The sequence below is a fragment of the Thalassospira sp. UBA4513 genome, from assembly GCF_002388495.1.
Taxonomy (GTDB): domain Bacteria; phylum Pseudomonadota; class Alphaproteobacteria; order Rhodospirillales; family Thalassospiraceae; genus Thalassospira; species Thalassospira tepidiphila.
In genome coordinates this window covers 1-20,272 of sequence record NZ_DGMR01000011.1, presented here as the reverse complement: position 1 = coordinate 20,272, position 20,272 = coordinate 1, and the positions used below count along the sequence as shown (strand labels likewise).

Genomic DNA, 20,272 nt, shown 5'->3' with positions numbered 1-20,272 from the left:
GCAGGTTGGTCTGTTCGGCAATATCACCGATCAGCTTGGCAACATCGCCGATCTTCTGCGCCGCATCGGCCAAACCAGTAACGGTCTGGTTGGTGCGGGTGGCCTGTTCGTTGGCCTGATTGGCGATCTCGGCGGAATGGGAAATCTGCTGGGCGATTTCATCGGAGGATGCGGTCAGTTCCTCGGTCGCGGCAGACACCGTCTGAACGTTGGTCGAGGTCTGGGTTGTTGCAGATGCCACAGCCGCAGAGAGAGAACTGTTGGTGTTGCTGGCTTCTTCCATCGAGGATGTGGCTTTTTTCATCTCGGTGATCGAGCCCGAGATCGAACGGATCAAGCCTTTGACACGCGATTCAAGGCTGTCGGCCATATCGGTGATGTCCTGACGGCGTTGCTTGTCGGCCTGTGCCTCAAGCTCTTGCTGGCGGGTCTGTAGTTTCTGGTTTTCAAGCGCCTGCTGGCGGAAGGCGACCACCGTGCGGGCCATGTCACCAACTTCGTCACCCCGGTCCTGACCTTCGATTTCGCCTTCAAGTTTGCCACTGGCGATTTCGGTCATGCGGCTTGAAAGCTTGCTTAGTCCGACCGTGATGTTGCGGCCAATTGCAAAGGAAACAGCCAGCATGATCGCAATGACAATCGCGATGACGACCAGAACGAAAATCGCCTGTTCCCAGAAAGCCGCATCGACATCATCAATATAGATGCCGGTACCGATGACATCGCCCCAAGGCAGGGTGGCGGCAAAGGACTGCTTTTCGAAAAGGTCTTCTTCGGGATGGCCGGGCTTTGGCCATAGATAAGTGAAGTACCCACCCGCCGGTGCCTTGGCGACATCCAGCATGTTCTGAATGATGAAGGAACCGCTCGGGTCCTGAAGTTTGCTAAGGTCCTTGCCGACGAGGGCGGGGTTGGCCGCATGCATCATGTTGACGCCCTTGCTGTCATAAGCAAAGAAATAACCCGTGCCATCGTCGAACTTGGAGGCCGCAGCAACCCGGTAAAATTCTGTTACGGCTTCTTCCTGACTGAGCTCGCCGCTATCGACCAGGTCCTGATAGGACTGTGCGGCCGTCACAAGCATTGTGGTTGTGGCTTTAACCTTGTCCTTGCGGTCCTCAAGCAAGGCTTCCCGCAATGCAAAAAGTTCCAGCGCCGAGATTACAAGCAGTGCAACCAGTGACAGCAAGGTCAGGCTCGCGACCTTCTTGCTGATCTTGATGTTTTGTAACATGTGATCTGTACCCGTGTATGTTGCCATTTCAGCAGCGATGTCAGGGGGATGGCACCCTTTCCTTACCCCTTGATGCGCGTATATTTTAAAACAGTTACCTGTCAAAAAGTATAGTAATATTTAGCCCTGTTGAGGAAATTCACTAATCAAAAGTTGTGCCTGTTGCGGTGCGACAACATTGGCCCATGCAGGCGCAGACAAGTGGCGTTGCACAGGGTTCGGTCAGGAATCAAAAAAGGACATCTGCGATCATTGCAGATGTCCTTTTTAAATGTCTTGCGACGGATCAAACCCGTGGGGTCAGGCAAGCACCTTTGTCAAAAATCCTGCGGCAATGCGAAGGCCTTCTTCGTCAATGCCATGTTGCAGGCCAGGGCGTTCATGAAGGCTGACTTCAATGCCATTGGCAGCAAGCGTATCCTTGGCAAGACGCGATGCCTCGATCGGTACCACCGGGTCGGCAGTGCCATGGACAAGCACCATCGGCGGACGGGACTTGATTTCAGCACCAAACGTCTGTTCGCCAAGCAATGCACCGGAAAAGCCGACAACGCCGGCAATTTCATTATCACGTCGGGGGGCAGTTTGCAGGGACATCATCGTTCCTTGCGAAAAGCCAACCAGTGCGACTTTGTCCGCAGACACGCCATGGGTTTCCATGACGTGATCGATGAAGTCATCGACATAGGCCGCACTTTTGCGGGCACCTTCGGCCATGGCAGCAAGGGCACCAGACATGGTTTCCGGTGCACGACGCAGGAATTCGGGATCATATTCGGCCAGACTGAACCACTGGCGTCCGAACGGTGACATTTCGCACGGGAAGGGCGCGTTTGGTGAATAAAAGGTGGTGTCGGGCAGGGCGCGTGCCAGATGCGGCGCCAGACCGATCAGGTCATTTCCATCCGCGCCATAGCCATGCAGAAAGATGACAACGCTTTTGGTGGTGCCCGAGGCAGCCGGTTTGGCCGGACCAGATAACAATGTGTCGGTGCTCATGCGTGCTTTCCTGAATTTCCCTTTGCACCTGCTTAGCAATGCAACCGACTGACCACCAGCATTTTTTGTCACAAAACCAAAGGTTCCCGGACTGCCGTGATTGCTGGAAACCCATAAACCGTCATGGCCTGTGGATAACTTTGTGGATGGAAAAGCAGGTTTGGGGAAAATTATCCTGTAAAATGTCAAAAACAGCAGTTTTGGTCTTGGGTGCTTATTCCTCAGTATAGATTTTTTGAGTTTTCTAATTTAAAAGATGCAGATGTTCTGTAGTTAATTTTAGTAAATAAAAACAAATAGTTATTTGATTTTCCTGTTTTTGATGTTCGGACGTCGTGGGGCATGCACCCGATTGTGGGGGCAGATTTTCGAGGACAATTCGCGCACAAGCTGCATGAGGCCGGACAAAAAGTTAACGATGTGGATTTTTTGGACAGCCGGTCATTAAAAGGTGCCTTTTGCCGCCTGATAATCTGTGCCACAAGAATTCTTCCGGTTCGCCCGGATGCCCCACAGCATGATCCATAGACCGAGGTCCAAATGAACCGCACGCGCCGCTGGTTCGGCAAGGGTGATCGACGCGTTCTGGCGTTGACCCTGCCGATTATTCTTTCCAATGCGACTGTTCCGTTGCTTGGCGCGGTCGATACGGCTGTGGTCGGGCATCTCGATAGTCCGCACTATATCGGGGCGGTTGCGGTTGGCGCGCTTATCTTTTCCTATGTGTTCTGGAGCTTTGGCTTCTTGCGCATGGCCACTACGGGCCTTGCGGCACAAGCCTATGGGCGGCGCGATCCAAATGGCGTGCGTGCGGTATTTGCCCGCGCGGCCCTGATTGCCGTGGTTGCCGGTTTGGCGGTGATGGTGTTGCAATGGCCGATCATTGAACTGGCGATGAGCCTGATTGCGCCGACACCGGCGGTCGAGGCCGCCGCACGCGATTATTTCCATGTCCGGATCTGGGCGTCGCCGGCGACGCTTATGCAATATTGCATGCTGGGCTGGTTGCTGGCGATGCGTGACAGCCGGGCAGTGTTCATTTTTCAGGTGGTTCTTAATTCGCTGAACATCATCCTTGATATCCTGTTTGTGCAGGGGTTCGGCTGGGATGTGCGCGGGGTGGCCGGCGCCACTGTGATTGCCGATTATTCGGGTGTGGTGTTGGGCTGGTTCCTGATGCAGCCGCATCTGAAAAGACTGGGTGGGACCTGGCGCGGCATTGGTCTTTTTGATCGCGCGCAACTGGCCCGGCTAATGAAAATTAATGGCGATATCTTTATCCGCACGATGGCGCTGACATCGGCCTTTGCACTGTTTACCAGTTTCTCCGCCCGGTTTGGTGAAGTGACGCTTGCTGCCAATGCGGTTTTGCAAAATTTCCTGATGTTCGGGTCATTTGCACTGGATGGTTTTGCCCATGCGGCAGAAACCCTTGTCGGGCAGGCCTATGGCGCGGAAAAGCGCAAGCAGTTCCTGTGGGCGGTGCGCAAGACAACTGTTTGGGGGATTGTTTCTGCCTTGGTGATGGCAGCCCTGTTTGCTGCATCGGGACCGTGGATCATTGATGCCCTGACCAGCATTCCGGAAGTCCGCGCAGCATCCTATGAATATCTGATGTGGGCGGTGGTATTGCCGATTACCGGGGTCTTGGGCTTTCAGTTTGACGGGGTGTTTCTGGGCGCGATGCAAACCAAGCATTGGCGCAACATGATGTTGCTGTCAGTCGCGATCTATGCCGGTTTTGCCTGGTGGGCCGTGGTGATGGGCAGCAACCATTTTCTGTGGGCCGCGTTTAACGGCTTCTTCCTGCTACGCGGGCTGACACTGGCGGTGCTGTTCCCGACGATCATTCCCAAGCAGCGTCAGGCTGTGGCGTAGAGCGTTTGCCAGGTTCGGGAACGTGCTGATCGAGGTCCCCGCCTTCGCGGGGATGACGGTGGCAGATTGGCTCATTTCGCTGTCACATCGTGATGGCAGGCATCGATCCGATGTTAGTCGGCGTCAGCAACCGGCAGGGTGGTGCTGTTTTTGACTTCGTGGAGCGTGAAGCTTGATTTCATGTTGGCGACGCCGGGCAGCTTCATCATGACTTCGGACAGGAAGCGCTGATAGGCGGCCGGGTCCGGCACAACGATGCGCATCATATAATCCTGATTGCCGACCATGGCATAGCAATCAACGATTTCCGGGTGTTCCTGCACGGCCGTTTCAAAGCGACGGAGTGACGGTTCGTCATGCTGGGTCAGCGACACGGTGACGAAGACATTCACACCAAGGCGAAGATGAGCCGGGTCCAGCAGGGCGACATATTTGCGGATGACGCCACTTTCCTCGAGCTTGCGCAGACGCCGCAGGCAGGGGGAAACGGACAGGCCGACCTTGTCTGCCAGTTCGACCATGGAGATTCGACCGTCTTCCTGAATTTCACGAAGAATTTTGCGATCAATTGCGTCGAAACCGTTGCGCGCCATAGCGTGCCACACTCCTTTGGACGATAAGATAACGGGCCGAAATTCGCCCGGAGAACCGTATTTTCGGAAGGGTGGATTTTGCCAAATTCCCGACCGGACGTACATAATTTCTGCTGCGCGATAAGCCATGACTTCGCGTTTCTGTCAATCTTTGCGTCGTCAAACGGTGCAATTTTTACGTCGAAATCCTGTATATGATCGCAATGCGGTGCAACAGATCTTAACCGCATCGTGCATGCCAAAGACTTGCAACAGGCAAGCAATGCAAGTATGACCTTCAATTCCTTGGAATGCCTGCAGTTGTGAGCATCTGCAGCGGAAGTTATCGTTGCCGTGTGCCATCCGGGCAGTGTAGTATAATCGTACCAATTTACTTATTTCGATTGTGATTATTCTCCTGCCGGGAGCCCGGGGGAGGTTGGCACTGTCTGACACTGGTCTGACATTGGCAGCCGATATACTGAAAGGCACGTATGGTGGACGCTGCGCAAAACACGCCAGGATATAACCTGGTTACAATTGGCGAGCATAAAATCAATATTCGTCCGGCGGTTCAGGCAGATCTCGCCAATGTTGTCGATCTTGATGACCGGACCACGGGACTGCGCAAGCCGGATTACTGGGACGACCTGTTTACCCGTTATGGCAACCGCAAGGATTCCCGTTTCTTCCTGATTGCCGAAGAAAACGGAACGCTTCTGGGCTGCATTTTCGGTGAAGTCCGTTCGTGGGAATTCAATTCCGTGCCGTGTGGCTGGGTTGGCACCGTTAGTGTCGAACCGGACCTGCGCATGGGCGGGATCGGTACCATCCTTTATAACGAAATCTGCCGCTGTTTCCGCAAGGCCGGGGTGACCAAAATCCGAACCATGATCCCGCGCGATGCGACCGATTTGATGTCGTTCTTCCGCGCGCAGGGCATGATGGCCGGTCCGTTCATCCAGCTGGAAACAGATATGGAAGAGGGGGAATAAGCCGATGATGTCCTTGCAAAAGGCGACGCTGTTTGCCCTCTATGCCGTGCTGGAACTGGCCGAAGATACCGACCGCCAGCTTTCGGCATCGGAAATTGCCGAGCGTTACAATATTTCGACCAACCATCTGGCAAAGGTCCTGCGTGATCTGGGCCGGGCGGGGCTTGTTGAATCGGTTCGTGGGGCCGGTGGCGGCTATCGTTTCTGTGGCAATGCCAAGCGCACGACACTTTTGGATGTTGTGCAGTTGTTTGAAGAGGTCGGCACAAGCCCGTCCAACAGCATCGTGCAGAATACCAATGCCGGTGCGGCGCTTTCGATGGTGATGGATGAGATCGAAGAGATCACCCATGCCACATTGCTGTCGATCACGATCGAGACGATGCTGAAACTGATGCGCAAACGTCGCCCGGAAAAACCGACATCCACCGGATTGTTCCGCGCGGTTTAACGCATAAACCAAAGCACAGATACCCACCAGATAGACAAAAGGCCGTCAGATTACTCTGACGGCCTTTTTGATTTGCGAACGCGCGGCGGGCTTAGCTTTCGCTTTCTGCCGGGGCCGGTTCTGCTGATGCCTGGGCGGTATCCGCAGCCTTGTCAGCCGTTTCTGCCTTTGGGGCAGCTTTCTTGCGCGGACGGCGCGGTGCGCGTTTTTTGACTTCCTTGGCCGGTGCGGAGTCAGACTTTGCGTCGCTTGCGGTCTCAGCCGGTGCCTCGGTTGCTGCTGGTGCAGCATCCTCTGCCGGTGCTTCGTCGCTGGCCTTTTTGGTCGAACGGCGCGGCTTTCTGGCCGACGTTGATTTCGACTTTTCAGCAGCAGGCTTGCGCTTGGCTGTGGTGGTCTTTTTCGGTGCTTCTTCTTCGTCGTCAGAGGGCTTTTTGCCAAGGCTTGAGGCCGGCACTTCGGTCAGAAGGAAGCTTGGAACGTGATCGCCAAAGCCGATGACTGTTTTGTCATCGCGGTCGTCACGGTCACGGCGATTGTTGCGGTTGTTACGGTCATTCCGATCATTACGCTCGGTCCGATCCGGACGCTCGGTGCGGTTGCGATCAGTGTTGCCCGCGTTGTTACGTGCGTCGCGTGCCGGTGCCTTGGGGGCATCGGCGTCTTTTTGCGGTTGCGCGTCGGATTTGGCCGGTGACGGGGCGTCAGTGGCCGCTTCCTTTTTATCCGATCTTGCCGGACGGGCGGGTTTGTCGTCACGCGTATTGGTGGGCTTGCGGCTTTTCTTGTTGCGACGCTTCTTGCCGGTGAAGTCCAGCTCCAGCGTCTCGATGCCTTCAAGTTCGGTCAGCGGGATGTCCATGTTGATGGACTTGTTGATCGCAGCAACAAGTTTGCCATCCTCTGGGACGGCCAGGGTAAAGGCCTTGCCATCGCGGCCTGCGCGACCGGTACGACCGGTACGGTGGACGTAATCTTCGGCGTTGAATGGCACGTCAAAGTTAAAGACGTGCGAAACATCGGCGACGTCAATACCGCGTGCTGCCACGTCCGAGCAGACCAGAAGAGTGATCTCGCCGGTTTTGAATTTTGCCAGCGTTTCGGTACGTTCGCTTTGCGCCAGATCGCCATGCATGCGACCGGCATTGAAGCCGTGCTTGGTCAACGATTTATAGAGAATGTCGACGTCTTTTTTGCGATTGCAGAACACAAAGGCGTTGCGGACATCTTCGGCGCGGATCAGGCGACGCAGGGCTTCGCGCTTGTCAAAATCGTCCAGGACAAGGAGCTTGTGTTCAACCGTGGTTGCCATCGTCGAAGGCGGCGATACGGTGATTTCCTTGGGATTGGACAGGAACTTGTCGGCAAGGCGTTTGATTTCCTTGGGCATGGTCGCCGAGAAGAAAAGCGTCTGGCGCTGCTTGGGCAGCATGTTGACGATCTTTTCGATGTCGGGAATGAAGCCCATGTCGAGCATGCGGTCGGCTTCGTCAATCACAAGCAGTTTGCAATCAGACAACAGCAGCTTGCCGCGCTCAAACGTATCAATCAGTCGGCCCGGGGTCGCGATGATGACATCGGCACCTTTTTCAAGGACCTTGCTTTGCTCGGCAGCAGATTCGCCACCAATAATCAACGCCTTGGACAGCGAGATATATTTGCCATAGGTGTCAAAGTTTGCAGCAACCTGGGTGGCCAGTTCGCGGGTGGGTTCCAGAATGATGGAACGCGGCATCCGCATGCGGGCCCGGCCATGATGGAGAATATCAAGCATCGGCAGGGTGAAGCTGGCCGTTTTGCCCGTACCCGTTTGCGCACAGCCCAGAATGTCGCGTGCCATCAGCACCGACGGAATAGCTTGGGCCTGGATCGGGGTTGGGGTGTCGTAGCCGGCGTCTGCGACGGCTTTGAGGATATCTTCGCTCAGACCGAGATCGGCGAAATTCATATGGTTCGTTTTCCCGCAAAGAAATGCGTTAAGGTTAAGCGGATCGCTAGAAATCTGATTGCGTCGTAAAGCCAACCCTTAATTAAGTCAAGAAAAACGCCGCTTATTTGCCTTGGAAAACCCATTCGGCGGGCTTTGAGAGGCTTGTTTGCAACAATTTGACAGCGTAATCTGCCACAACAGCTCATAGTCGGGGAGAAAAACAGTGCTGATGGACGCAACCCGTTCAAGTTTGCTGATAATCGACGTTCAGGAAAAACTCTATCCGGCCTGTCTGGAACCGGATCAGATCATCGCCAATTGCTGTTTTCTGATCAAATGCGCCAACCGCCTTGAGGTGCCGGTGATCGTTACCGAACAGTATCCCAAGGGGCTTGGTCATACGGCCAAACCGATTGTCGATCTTCTGGAAAAGCCGGGGGATGCTGCTGAGGGTGGCAATGTCGTTTCCAAGGTGGCATTTTCCGCCGTTCCGGCCGATGGTTTTATCGAGAAGATGGAAGAAAATCAGGGACGTGATCAGGTGGTGGTTGCGGGCATGGAAACCCATGTCTGTGTGCTACAAACCGTGATGGACCTGATCGAACGCGGTCGGGAGGTCTATGTCGTCTCTGATGCGGTGACATCGCGCAGCCAGCATGACAAGATTTTCGGTCTTGAGCGCATGCGCGATGCTGGCGCAAAAATCGTAACCCGTGAAAGTGTGATGTTTGAATGGCTTCGGGTGGCAGGCACGCCGGAGTTCAAGGAACTGAGCGCGCTGATTAAATGAGCTCGATCTCAAAGGAAGATACCGGGCACGCCAATGGTGATGGCGTGCCCGTTGTGTTTTTGTCAGGCATGCTGGCCGATCAGCGTATGTGGCATCCGGCGATTGCCGCATATGACGATATTGACGATCCGGCCAAGCCCGCACTTAAGCCGGTATTCTGTGAATTGTTTGATCAGGATACGGTTGCAGATATGGCGCGTGCAGTGCTTGAAACCACTCCGGATCGCTTTGCGCTCGTGGGGATGTCGATGGGCGGGTATACCGCCTTTGAAATCCTGCGTCAGGCCCCGGAACGCGTCAGTCACCTGATGCTGGTCAATACAAGGGCAACGACCGACAGCGAGGCGGTTCGACGTCGTCGTTTGTTGCTGTCGCGGATTGTCGCGGGCAAGACGCCGTTTGTCGCAGTCAATGACGGCATGCTTGATGAGATGCTCCATCCCGATAACCGCAATGATGCCGGGTTGGTTTCCCTGTTGACCGCAATGGGCGACGCATGCGGGGTAGGTGTGTTTGAACGCCAAAATCATGCGGTGGCGACCCGCGCGGACAGCATGGCGGATCTTGGCAATATTGCCGTGCCATGCAGCGTTGTTGTTGGCACGCATGACCGGATTATAAGCCCTGAAAGCCATTGGGAGATGGCGGATGCCATTCCCGGTGCGACTTATCAGGAAGTTCCCGGTTCCGGCCACTATGTGCCACTTGAAAAGCCCGTTGAGTTTGCCCGGTCACTGGCAGCGCTTTTGGCGCGTTAGCAGCTTGGCAAGAACGGACTGCAATAACGATCGTCATTGTTGCGCAGATGACGCGGGAAGAGCTGATAGTTGACCGTGTCAGCGTTGTTTTCGACCTGCTCGGCAAACTGGGCCGCATTGAAGTGTGCGCGGGTTTCCGAAATGATTTTATCCCCGACACAGAAGCCGAAACGGACCGTAACGCGATCACTTGTCTCATCCATGGGAAGAGATTTTGGGTCCGTGCAGAGCTTGCCCCGCATGGTGGATTGTTCCGGATTGACGACGGCAACCATACGGTTTTCCGGCTTGATGGTTTCCCCATTTGCAATGTCGGCGGGATCAGTAACAAAGCGCAGGCGCGGCGGGTAGCCATGGTTTGACATGGCCGCACTCCAGAAGTCATCGGTGAAGGTGTTATTGGCATCAACAATTTCAAGCATCATCACACGGCTTGGCGCGCCTGCCGTCCGGAAGCTGTCGACTTCGGTGACCTCATAATGGGCACGTTCGATCACGGCGATGTTGCAACCGGCAAGCGCAAGCAGACCACTTGCAGCAACAGCGATTGAAAACGGGCGTGTCAATTTTGACAGTCGCGATGCGGGCGTGGACATGACGTCATCCTTTCAGGCTTGCTGAGACCAAAGAACCTATTCCTAGATATTGTCTGAAAATTGCCAAAGTCACGCGGTCGCGCCGATTTTTAAGGGAAGAAAACAAAAAACCCGGCACAAAGGCCGGGTTTTGTTGGTATCTCGAAATGCCGATCAGACGTCGATATCCTCGACGAAACGGGCATGTTCCTGAATGAACTGGAAACGCAGTTCCGGCTTTTTGCCCATCAGGCGGGTTACAAGATCCTTGGTCTGTCCGCGGGCATCCGGTTCGGCTGCATCGGGCAGGGTAACACGCAGAAGGGTGCGTTTTTTGTGTGCCATGGTGGTTTCGCGCAGCTGTTGCGGCGGCATTTCACCCAGACCCTTAAATCGGGAAATCTCGACCTTGTTCGGGTTCTTGAACTCGGTTTCTAGGATGACTTCCTTTTCGGCATCATCCATGGCGTAGATTGACTTGCCGCCTTGGGTCAGGCGGTAAAGCGGCGGCATTGCCAGATACAGATGGCCGTTTTCGATCAGGCCAGGCATTTCCTGATAGAAGAAGGTCATCAGAAGGGATGCGATATGTGCGCCATCAACGTCAGCATCGGTCATGATGATGATGCGTTCATAGCGCAGATCACCCAGCCGGAAATCGGATCCCGAACCGCAGCCAAAGGCTTCGATCATGTCCTTGATTTCCTGGTTGGCCATCATCTTTTCATAGGTCGCCGACGCGACGTTCAGGATCTTACCGCGCAGCGGCAGGACGGCCTGCGTTTCACGGTCACGGGCCTGTTTGGCAGAACCGCCTGCAGAGTCACCCTCCACCAGGAAGATTTCGGTGCCAGCCGCGATTGAACGCGAACAGTCAGCAAGCTTGCCCGGCAAGCGCAGACGGCGGGTCGCCGACTGGCGCTTGGTTTCCTTTTTCTCCTTGCGGCGCTGACGTTCCTCGGCGCGCAGGATGATACGTTCAAGCAGACGCTTGGCGTTTTCGGTATCCCCGGTCAGCCAGTGGTCAAAGTGGTCACGCACCGCGGTTTCAACCAGTTTGGTTGCACCTTGGGTGCCCAGCTTTTCCTTGGTCTGGCCCTGGAACTGCGGATCGGGAATAAATACCGACAGCATGATGCAGCCGCCGCCAAAGACGTCCTCGGCGGTGATGGCTGCGGCCTTTTTTTGACCCAGCATATCGCCATAGGCCTTGATCGCCTTGGTAATGGCGTAGCGGAAACCGGCTTCGTGCGTGCCGCCAAGCGGGGTCGGGACGGTGTTACAGTAAGAATGGAAATAGCCTTCGCCGCTTTCCGGCCAGCCAATCGCCCATTCAACACGCCCGGCACTTTCAGAAAACTTGGCTTCGCCAGCGAACGGACGGTCTGTGACCATCTCGCGGCCCTCAAGCGTCATTTCGAGGTAATCAAGAATGCCGTTCGGGAACTTCAGGACTTCCTGCTGCGGGGTCGGGTCGTCACTGGTCAGAAGGCTTGGGTCAACCGACCAGCGGATTTCAACACCCTTGTAAAGATACGCCTTGGAGCGCGCCATACGGAAGATGGTCGCTGCCTTGAGCTTGGCGCGGGTGCCGAAAATCTCGGGGTCGGGTCGGAAAATAACCGTGGTGCCGCGACGATTGTTGATCGGACCGCCATCCTGAAGCGGCCCCAGCGGGGTGCCCTTGGAATATTCCTGAAACACCATCTTGCGATCACGGCAGACTTCAACGCGGAACTTGTCGGTCAAAGCGTTCACCACCGACATACCGACACCGTGCAAACCGCCCGAGGTCTCATAGGCCTTGCCAGAGAACTTGCCACCGGAGTGCAGGGTGGTCAGGATCACCTCAAGTGCGGATTTGTCGGGAAATTTCGGATGCGGGTCGGTCGGAATACCACGCCCGTTATCGCGTACCAGCACAGTATTGTCTGGCTGCAATTCCAGTTCGATCCAGTCGGCGTGGCCAGCAACCGCTTCGTCCATCGAGTTGTCGAGAATTTCCGCGACCAGATGATGCAATGCGGCATCATCGGTGCCGCCGATATACATACCGGGGCGTCGACGGACAGGCTCAAGGCCCTCGAGAACTTCAATATCCTTGGCGGAATAGGCTTTATCGGTGGACTGGTTTGAATCTTCAAAAAGGTCGGTCATGCCCCGGAACGCAACTTCTTTTATTGTGTTAAAACAAGGTCCAATACCGTATATCTGTTCTTCGATATTATGGTCTTGGAAGCCTCGGCGCTAAACGAGTACCATATCTTTATCGGTTCGTACCAGATGATCGGTGCGCACCGACCATAAAAATGTGTTTTTGAATCCAATGCAAGTGATGGTCGCGACTTCCGACCATAATTTTGCCGGGCTTGGACGCAGAAAACCGCGACCGGGAGGTCCAATAAAAAAATGGCGTGTCGTAACAGGCGTGCCGCCAACTGGAGTGAGCCTGATGGCGACTGAGAAAGATCAATCCCTTCTTGCGGAAAGCACGATGCCGCGCGGTGAACTTTGCACCCGAACCCTTGCCATGCCCGCCGATACCAACCCGAGTGGCGATATTTTCGGTGGTTGGCTGATGTCGCAGATGGATATCGCCGGTGGCGTGATGGCAAGTCAGGTCGCCGAAGGGCGTGTTGCGACCATCGCAGTGGACGGCATGACGTTCCATCGCCCGGTTTATGTCGGCGATACAGTTTGCGTTTATGGCGACATCGAGAAGATCGGCAATACATCGATTGTGCTGCATCTCGAATCCTGGGTGCTCCGCCGCAATCAACCGCCACGCATCAAGGTGACCGAGGCGACATTTACCTTTGTCGCGATTGACGCCGAAGGTCGGCCGCGCCCGGTACGCAAGGATGAGGCAGACGCCTAAGCCCTCGCGAGATCAAATTCAGGAGCCCCGCCATGCAGAGCCGCACTGTGTCCACGCTGTTGACCCGTCTGGTTCTTGTCTGCGGGGCTTTGTTGTTTCCCATGCTAGCCGACGCGGGCGAGGCCGATTTGGTTGCCGCCAAGGTGACCAAGACCGGCGCAGATACCTATCGGTTTGATGTGACCGTGGCGCATGAGGATACCGGTTGGGATCATTATGCCAATGTCTGGCAGGTGATCGGGCCGGATGGCGTGATCATTGGGGAACGGGTTCTGGCCCATCCACATGTCAATGAGCAGCCCTTTACCCGTTCTCTATCCGGTGTGACGATCCCACCCGATATCACAGGTGTTACACTCAGGGCCGGTGATCTGGTGCACGCATTTGGCGGTGCAGAGTTAAGGATCGAACTGCCTGTTGAGGCTGGGCAATCTGTGACGGTTTCAAATTAGATCGAAACCTCTGCCCAAGTCCCCGGGCCGAAGCCCGGGGCAGAGTGTAGCACGTTGTTACCAGCTTGCCTTGGCAACACGCATGAAGTTTTCACCCATGATTTTATTGACGTCATCGGGCGAATAACCAATCGAAATCAGGGCATCTGCAAGGGCAGGGAGCTTGCGCGGATCGAACACCGCAGCACCACCTGCGCCGGGGCCGTAGCCACTGGCGGCGGGCCAATAGAAGTCCTTGTCGACGCCATCCGGGAAGTCGTTGGTGCCGGCGACCGATGGCATGGTATCAAGCCCGATGCCGACATGATCAACCCCGACCAGATCAACCGCATATTTGATGTGGCGGATCATGTCAGGGACTTCGGGCGCGTTTTTGGATTTAATGAAGCGCTGGAATCCGCAGATGCCGATCACGCCACCGGTATCGGCACAGGCCTTGATCTGTTCATCGTCGATGCAGCGTTCATGACCGCCCAATTCCTTGGGGTTGGCGTGGCTGAACACGACCGGCTTGGATGAGACCCGCATGATATCAAGCGAGCTTTGCCGCCCGGTGTGGGAGCAATCCATGATCATGCCGCTGGTGTTCACGGCCTTGACCATTTCAACACCCAGATCGGTCAACGGGATATCGACATCGTGACAGCCGCCGGAGACCGAGTTGTTGCGGTTATAGGCAAAGTGGATCTGCTTCACACCCAGCTTGGCAAAGACCGGCACCATTTCGGGCATGTCCTGGAGCATGACCGAGCCTTCAAGATCAAACCCGACGCCCAGCAGGCCCTTGGATTTGGCAATCGCCAGATCATCAAAGCTTTCGATCTGCATGTATTTGTCGGGGTTGGCGGCGATCTTGGCGCGGAAGGCGGCGATCACGCGCAGGATATGGGCAACGCTGTTCATATCCATGCCGACATTGACACAGACATAGTCGATGTGACCGGCAACATAGGTATCAAGCAGGTCTATCGGCGTCTTTTCATCAAGCGGCAGGCAGGCATGCGCATCCCACGTGAAAGACGGGATATGCCGACGTTGGTAATTGGCAAGTTTGCTGTCGGCCGGGGCGAAGGGTGTTGCGAAGCTCAGTGTGGTGGCGGAAGTCATGGTGTCTCCGTTCAGTCCCAGTCGACAAAGCTGTCGACAACGGCGCGGTCATAGCCGCCGGCAGCCTTGTAAAGCTGTTGCGAATAGGGATGTTCAAGTCTGCCATCTGCCAGTTGACTTGCAGTGGCGCGTTCAACAATACGGCCATGGTTCATAATGGCAATATCGTCGCACATATGGGCCACCACGGCGAGGTCGTGACTGACCATGATGTAAGTCAGGCCAAGTTCCCGGCGCAAGCGTGACAGAAGATTAAGCACTTCGGCCTGAATAGATACATCAAGGGCCGAGGTCGGCTCATCAAGCAGCAAAATCTTGGGTTCAAGGATCAGGGCGCGGGCAATCGCAACACGCTGGCGCTGCCCACCGGAAAGCTGGTGCGGATAGCGGAAGCGGAACGAGTTATCGAGCCCGACCTGTTCAAGGGCCTGCACCACGCGGGCATCGGAATTGCCAAGCCCGTGAATATTGACCGGTTCGGTCAGGATGCGGTCAATGGTATGGCGCGGATGAAGCGATCCGAACGGGTCCTGAAACACCATCTGCACAAGGCGATAGAATGTCTTGTCGCGTGTGGGGCCAAGTTCCTTGTTGTTGACCAGAATTTCACCTTCCCAGTCATCGACAAGGCCGGTGATGGTACGAAGAACGGTTGATTTGCCTGATCCCGATTCACCAACAAGGCCGAAGGACCCGTTTTTCGGAACCTTGATGTCGACATCCTTGAGAACGTGGTTGTCGTCAAACCAGGCATTGAGTTTGTTGATTTCAATCATGTGTCTACCCCTTAACCTTCGGCCCAGCTTGCTTCGCGTTCAAGGATCGGCAGATCAGAATGATCGCCATCCATTTTCGGCAAGCAGTTCAAAAGTCCCTTGGTGTAGGGGTGTTTGGCTTCGTGCAGGGCAGAGGCCTTGATTTCTTCGACCACGTGGCCCTGATACATTACCAGCACACGGTCGCAGAAGCTTGAAACCAGTTGCAGGTCGTGACTGATGAAAATCAGCGCCATGCCACGATCCCGTACCAGATCATCAAGGATCGCCATCACCTGAAGCTGCACAGTGACATCAAGGGCCGAAGTCGGTTCATCGGCAATGATCAATTCAGGATCAGGGATCAGCATCATGGCGATCATGACGCGCTGTCCCATACCACCGGATACTTCATGCGGGTAGGAGTTAAACACGCGCTCTGGATCGCGGATTTTAACCGCATCAAGCATATCAATCGCGCGGTGGCGGGCTTCCTTGGCGTTGACCTTATGGTGTTCGCGGTAGGCTTCGATGATTTGATCGCCAATGGTCATGACAGGGTTCAGTGAATATTTTGGGTCCTGCATGATCATGGAAATGCGCGCACCGCGTACCTTGCGCCATTGTTTGGGCGTCAGGTTTGCCAGATCGACATCATGGAAGGTCATTTGATCAGCGGTAATTTTACCGTTGGCCGCCGTCAGACCAAGTATGGCGCGCCCGGTCTGGGATTTACCAGACCCGGATTCGCCCACAATTCCAAGCCGTTCGCGACCGAGATCAAACGACACACCACGCACTGCATGCACATCCCCCTTGGGCGTGTTGAAGGTAACTTCGAGGTTTTTGACCGACAGAAGGGTTTCATTGGACATGATCAATCGCCTCCACGCGGGTCAAGTACATCACGCAGGCCATCACCCAGAAGGTTAAAGCCAAGGCTGACGATGAAAATGGCGATACCCGGGACTGTGGCAACCCACCATTGTTCAAGCAGGAACTGACGACCCTCAGAAACCATTGCCCCCCATTCCGGCATCGGTGGCTGTGCACCAAGACCAAGGAAGCCAAGACCGGCTGCAATCAGGATCATGCCCGCCATATCAAGGGTCACACGGACAACAAGCGAGCTCATGCACATTGGCATGATGTGACCGGTAATCAGGCCCAGGTTCGATGTGCCCTGAAGACGGGCGGCTTCGATGAAGTCGGATTTGCGCACCGTGATGGTTTCAGCCCGTGCGATACGGGCATAAGGCGGCCATGCGGTAATCGCAATGGCAAGAATGGCGTTCTCCAAGCCCGGTCCAAGAGCGGACACAAAGGCCAGTGCCAGGATCAGTTTCGGGAAAGCCAGAAAGATATCGGTGATGCGCATCAGGGTGGCATCGATCCAGCCGCCAAAGAATCCGGCAGCTGTGCCAACCAGCAGGCCGACCGGGGCTGCAGTGATGACAACAAGGGCGACGATCAAAAGGGTGTATTGCGCACCATAGATCAGACGCGACAGAATATCGCGGCCCAGCTGATCCGTGCCAAACCAGTGTTCGGCACCGGGTGGTTGGATACGATTGGCAAGGTCAGCTGCCAGCGGATCATAAGGGGCCAGAAGCGGGGCAAAGATCGTTACCAGAATAAGGCCAATCACGATCGAAAGGCCGATCATGGCAAGTTTGTTTTCGGTGAACTTGACCCAGCCAAGCCAGGCACGTCCGCATTTTGCCTGCCAGCGCGATTTTGGCGTATCGGATGTCAGCCATTGTTTCAGGCCGGTTTGCGAAACTTGTGTTTGTGTTGTCATGATTATCTCCGCGCTCTGGGGTCGAGCAGGCGGTAAAGCACGTCAGAAAGCATATTCACACCGATAAAGACCGCACCGACCACAATCGTGCCACCGAGAACCGCATTCATGTCGGCATTGAGCAACGAGTTGGTGATGTAAAGACCAAGTCCCGGCCATGCGAAGATGATTTCGGTCAAAACCGAACCTTCAAGCAGGTTAGCGTATGACAGCGCAATCACGGTCACCAGTGGCACCATGACGTTGCCAAGGGCGTGGCGCCAGATGATGCGATGTTCGGAAATGCCTTTGACCCGAGCGGTCAGGATGTATTCCTGACTCAGCTGTTCGAGCATGAAGGAACGCGTCATGCGGGCGATATAGGCCAACGAGAAATAAGCCAGGATCGATGCAGGCAGAACAATGTGCGAGACAGCGTTCCAGAACAGGTCCATGTCGCCTTCGATCAGAGTATCAACCAGCATAAGACCGGTGGTAGGTTCGATATAGTCGAGATAGAACGAATCAAGGCGTCCTGGACCCGCGACCCAGTCGAGCTTCATGTAAAATACCAGAAGCCCCATCAGACCCAGCCAGAAGATCGGCATGGAATAGCCAGCAAGGCCGATCACGCGAACCATATGGTCGGGCCATTTGCCCTTGTTGATGGCGGCAAAAACGCCAGCGGGAATGCCCAGAACAACACCGATAATGGTTGCAATGGTTGCCAGTTCAAGGGTGGCCGGGAAGACACGCTTGATGTCATCGAGCACGGTGTTGGATGTCAGCACCGATTGGCCGAAGTTACCCTGCAGTACGTTGGAAATATAGATAAAGAACTGCTGCCAAAGCGGCAGGTTAAGCCCCATTTCTTCGCGCACGCGGTTGTACGTGCTTTGCGATGCATGATCGCCAACAGCGGCCAGCACCGGATCAATCGGCAAGACGCGACCGATCAGGAATGTGACAAACAGCAGGCCAAAAAATGTAATGGCAAGCGAGAATACCAGCCGCAGGACAGTTCCCGTCGGGCCGGAAGCGAAACGGGCGCGGTTGCGCCCGTCCCGTTTTTTGCGTTTAACAGCGGACATTACGACCGTTGTCTCCTTCGTCGAGATTAGTCTTTGGTGACATAACGATAATAGTTGTTATCGAATGACGGACCGAGGACGAAGTTGTTCACGTTGCCGCGCATGGATGCGATCTCGGTTTCCTGGAACATGATCACGAACGGACCATTTTCCAGAACTGCTTTCTGAAGATCGACATACATCGCAGCACGTTTCGCATCGTCGCGTTCCAGCGTGGCGGCATCGGTTTTTGCCGTCAAGTCACCGGCATCCCACGAGTTGCGCCAAGCGAGCGGCTTGGCAGCGGCATCGTCGGAGTTGTCCGGGTTCCATGCAAAGGTCGATGCGTTGGTGTGCGGATCCTGATAGTCCGGACCCCAGCGACCGATATAGATATCGTGCTGACGGGCGCGGTATTTGGTCAGGGTCTGTTTGCCATCACCCGGAATGATTTCCAGATTGATGCCAGCCTGTGACCAGGTCGCCTGGATCGACTGAGCCATCGCCATGATCGCGGTGGTGTTACGGGTGTCCATGGTTACGCTGAACCCGTCCGGATAGCCGGCCTCGGCCAGAAGGGCCTTGGCTTTTTCGACATCCAAGGAATAGGGGTTCTCGTTATATGCGCCCAGGAAACCTTCAGGCAGGAAGGCCTGATGGATCTGCGAACGACCAGCCAGGATGGTTTCGGAAATGCCTTTGTAATCGACAAGGTATTTCAGAGCTTCGCGGACTTTCGGATTCGACAGATATTCGTTTTTCTGCGACAGACCGAGATACCACAGCGCACCTTTGCCCTTGGACATCATCTTGATGTCGTCATTGTCAGAAATGGCAGCCAGCTGATCGGCTTCGAGGTTACGGGCAATATCGATATCGCCTTTTTCAAGGAGGAGCTGCTGAGCTGCGGCTTCCTTGACGCTCTGGATAATCACGCGCTTCATTTCTGGCGCGCCATCCCAGTAATCTTCGTTGCCGGTTAGGCTAAGGCTTTCGCCCGCAGTCCACTTGTTCAGTTTGAACGGGCCGGAACCGGCATAGTTGGTTTTGAGCCACTCATGGCCAAGGTCGCCGTCCACTTCATGGGCAAGGACTTCTTCCTTGTCGACAACCGAGCCAACGCCAGCGGTCAGGCAGTACAGCACGAAGCTTGGTGCGTAAGGCTTGTCGACTTCCATGACCAGCGTGGAATCGTCGGTGGCGTAGATCTTTTCCTTGACGTTGTCGGCGGTGAAACCGAACTGGCCCAGAATGAAGGCCGGCGACTGATCCAGCAGGATCACGCGCTGCAAGGAGAAGGCCGCGTCTTCGGCGGTCAGCTCGTTGCCAGAGGCAAAGGTGATGCCGTCACGAATTTTGAAGGTAAAGGTCTTGCCGTCTTCGGAGACATCCCAGCTTTCGGCAACGACGCCATAGATCTTCGACACATCGTCATTGTCGAAACCGATCAGGCGATCATAGGTGTTACCGGCATATTCAGCGCCCGAGAATTCGAAAATCTGAGCCGGGTCGAGCGTGATGATGTCATCAATGGCAAAAGCCATGACCAAAGCATTTTTCGGCGTTTCGGCCTGTGCCATCATAGGTGCGGTCGCGAGCGCGGTCCCCATGACCAGCCCTGCAATAAATTTGCGCATGATGCGCCTCCCGATTGTTGTTGTGGGACTGCAGGCCAATGCGTGGACTGATCGGCTATCGAAAGGGAGGGCCAAAACGAGACGGGCTCAGCTTTATAACCATCCGGAGTTCTATCGACGCCTTCAGGCCCTTATAATTGCGGGGCGGCCTGCAGGTTCGCTTAGTGCATGTGGAGCTGAGCATAATTTATACGATTAATCAATGACCAGTCGGTCAGCAATGCTGTCTAAATCAGCAAATGGCACAACTTTCCCGAAAATGGATTTCTTAAGGTTGTGTGACGTATTGGTGAATTTACCCACGCGGGTGGCGCGGTGTTTTTACGCCGGGGTTTGGCCTTAGAAACAAAAAAGCGCCAGCGAAAAATCGCGGCGCTTATTTTGTACGTCATTCCCAATCAGGGAGGGAAT

Annotated in this window: 19 protein-coding genes; 7 read left to right on the top strand and 12 right to left on the bottom strand. The window is 55.1% G+C overall.

Annotation, left to right across the window (positions count from 1 at the left end; all coding sequences use genetic code 11):
* Together B2T33_RS04375 and B2T33_RS04370 are read right to left on the bottom strand one after the other, a co-directional pair.
* The coding region (locus tag B2T33_RS04375) for a cache domain-containing protein (RefSeq protein WP_286791242.1) at positions 1 to 1,234 on the bottom strand (1,234 nt) is incomplete at its 3' end.
* 300 nt (positions 1,235 to 1,534) lie between these two features.
* The gene (locus B2T33_RS04370) at positions 1,535 to 2,233 is read right to left on the bottom strand and encodes an alpha/beta hydrolase (RefSeq protein ID WP_120224961.1); all 699 of its coding nucleotides are present in this window, start codon (positions 2,231 to 2,233) and stop codon (positions 1,535 to 1,537) included.
* Positions 2,234 to 2,773: 540 nt separating this feature from the next.
* Here B2T33_RS04370 and B2T33_RS04365 point away from each other — a divergent pair.
* Positions 2,774 to 4,111 (top strand): MATE family efflux transporter, encoded by a 1,338-nt coding sequence (locus tag B2T33_RS04365; protein WP_286791241.1) that lies wholly within the window; start codon positions 2,774 to 2,776, stop codon positions 4,109 to 4,111.
* Between the two features lie 113 nt (positions 4,112 to 4,224).
* Here the strand turns inward: B2T33_RS04365 and B2T33_RS04360 are convergent, their stop codons facing one another.
* Positions 4,225 to 4,704 (bottom strand): Lrp/AsnC family transcriptional regulator, encoded by a 480-nt coding sequence (locus B2T33_RS04360; protein WP_008891470.1) that lies wholly within the window; start codon positions 4,702 to 4,704, stop codon positions 4,225 to 4,227.
* A gap of 473 nt (positions 4,705 to 5,177) precedes the next feature.
* Between B2T33_RS04360 and B2T33_RS04355 the strand changes: the two genes are divergently transcribed.
* Positions 5,178 to 5,678 (top strand): GNAT family N-acetyltransferase, encoded by a 501-nt coding sequence (locus B2T33_RS04355; protein WP_063087257.1) that lies wholly within the window; start codon positions 5,178 to 5,180, stop codon positions 5,676 to 5,678.
* Between the two features lie 4 nt (positions 5,679 to 5,682).
* Positions 5,683 to 6,129: an Rrf2 family transcriptional regulator gene (locus tag B2T33_RS04350; RefSeq protein ID WP_008891472.1), complete on the top strand. Its 447-nt coding sequence runs from the start codon at positions 5,683 to 5,685 to the stop codon at positions 6,127 to 6,129.
* A gap of 91 nt (positions 6,130 to 6,220) precedes the next feature.
* Here B2T33_RS04350 and B2T33_RS04345 read toward each other — a convergent pair whose 3' ends face one another.
* Positions 6,221 to 8,077, bottom strand: coding sequence for a DEAD/DEAH box helicase (locus tag B2T33_RS04345; protein WP_339660794.1), 1,857 nt, complete (start codon positions 8,075 to 8,077; stop codon positions 6,221 to 6,223).
* A gap of 211 nt (positions 8,078 to 8,288) precedes the next feature.
* Between B2T33_RS04345 and B2T33_RS04340 the strand changes: the two genes are divergently transcribed.
* Positions 8,289 to 8,849 (top strand): hydrolase, encoded by a 561-nt coding sequence (locus tag B2T33_RS04340; RefSeq protein ID WP_063087259.1) that lies wholly within the window; start codon positions 8,289 to 8,291, stop codon positions 8,847 to 8,849.
* On the top strand, positions 8,846 to 9,607 hold the full coding sequence (locus B2T33_RS04335) for an alpha/beta fold hydrolase (protein WP_286791240.1): 762 nt from the start codon (positions 8,846 to 8,848) through the stop codon (positions 9,605 to 9,607). The genes B2T33_RS04340 and B2T33_RS04335 overlap by 4 nt, the downstream gene beginning before the upstream one ends.
* Here the strand turns inward: B2T33_RS04335 and B2T33_RS04330 are convergent.
* On the bottom strand, positions 9,604 to 10,203 hold the full coding sequence (locus tag B2T33_RS04330; RefSeq protein WP_286791239.1) for a hypothetical protein: 600 nt from the start codon (positions 10,201 to 10,203) through the stop codon (positions 9,604 to 9,606). The genes B2T33_RS04335 and B2T33_RS04330 overlap by 4 nt on opposite strands.
* 153 nt (positions 10,204 to 10,356) lie before the next feature.
* Positions 10,357 to 12,339: a DNA topoisomerase IV subunit B gene (gene parE / locus B2T33_RS04325; protein WP_008891478.1), complete on the bottom strand. Its 1,983-nt coding sequence runs from the start codon at positions 12,337 to 12,339 to the stop codon at positions 10,357 to 10,359.
* Between the two features lie 295 nt (positions 12,340 to 12,634).
* On the opposite strand from parE, the gene B2T33_RS04320 reads away from it, so the two are divergent.
* Entirely contained in the window at positions 12,635 to 13,060 is a 426-nt protein-coding gene (locus B2T33_RS04320; protein ID WP_008891479.1) for an acyl-CoA thioesterase, read from the top strand.
* A 32-nt stretch (positions 13,061 to 13,092) separates the two neighbouring features.
* A complete protein-coding gene (locus B2T33_RS04315) occupies positions 13,093 to 13,512 on the top strand; it encodes a hypothetical protein (RefSeq protein WP_197145142.1) in 420 nt (139 codons plus the stop codon).
* Positions 13,513 to 13,569: 57 nt separating this feature from the next.
* Here the strand turns inward: B2T33_RS04315 and B2T33_RS04310 are convergent, their stop codons facing one another.
* Genes B2T33_RS04310 through B2T33_RS04285 form a run of 6 tightly spaced genes read right to left on the bottom strand, consistent with a single transcriptional unit; the run spans position 13,570 to position 19,861 of the window.
* Complete coding sequence (locus B2T33_RS04310) at positions 13,570 to 14,619, bottom strand: dipeptidase (RefSeq protein WP_083997029.1); 1,050 nt, start codon at positions 14,617 to 14,619, stop codon at positions 13,570 to 13,572.
* Between the two features lie 11 nt (positions 14,620 to 14,630).
* Complete coding sequence (locus B2T33_RS04305; protein ID WP_008891482.1) at positions 14,631 to 15,395, bottom strand: ABC transporter ATP-binding protein; 765 nt, start codon at positions 15,393 to 15,395, stop codon at positions 14,631 to 14,633.
* 11 nt (positions 15,396 to 15,406) lie between these two features.
* Positions 15,407 to 16,249 carry an ABC transporter ATP-binding protein gene (locus tag B2T33_RS04300; protein ID WP_064780729.1) on the bottom strand — a complete coding sequence of 281 codons (843 nt, stop codon included), beginning with the start codon at positions 16,247 to 16,249 and terminating at the stop codon, positions 15,407 to 15,409.
* A gap of 2 nt (positions 16,250 to 16,251) precedes the next feature.
* Complete coding sequence (gene nikC / locus B2T33_RS04295; protein WP_063087267.1) at positions 16,252 to 17,175, bottom strand: nickel transporter permease; 924 nt, start codon at positions 17,173 to 17,175, stop codon at positions 16,252 to 16,254.
* Between the two features lie 2 nt (positions 17,176 to 17,177).
* A complete protein-coding gene (locus tag B2T33_RS04290) occupies positions 17,178 to 18,245 on the bottom strand; it encodes an ABC transporter permease (protein ID WP_083997030.1) in 1,068 nt (355 codons plus the stop codon).
* A 26-nt stretch (positions 18,246 to 18,271) separates the two neighbouring features.
* Complete coding sequence (locus tag B2T33_RS04285) at positions 18,272 to 19,861, bottom strand: ABC transporter substrate-binding protein (protein ID WP_008891486.1); 1,590 nt, start codon at positions 19,859 to 19,861, stop codon at positions 18,272 to 18,274.
* Between the last annotated feature and the right edge of the window lie 411 nt (positions 19,862 to 20,272).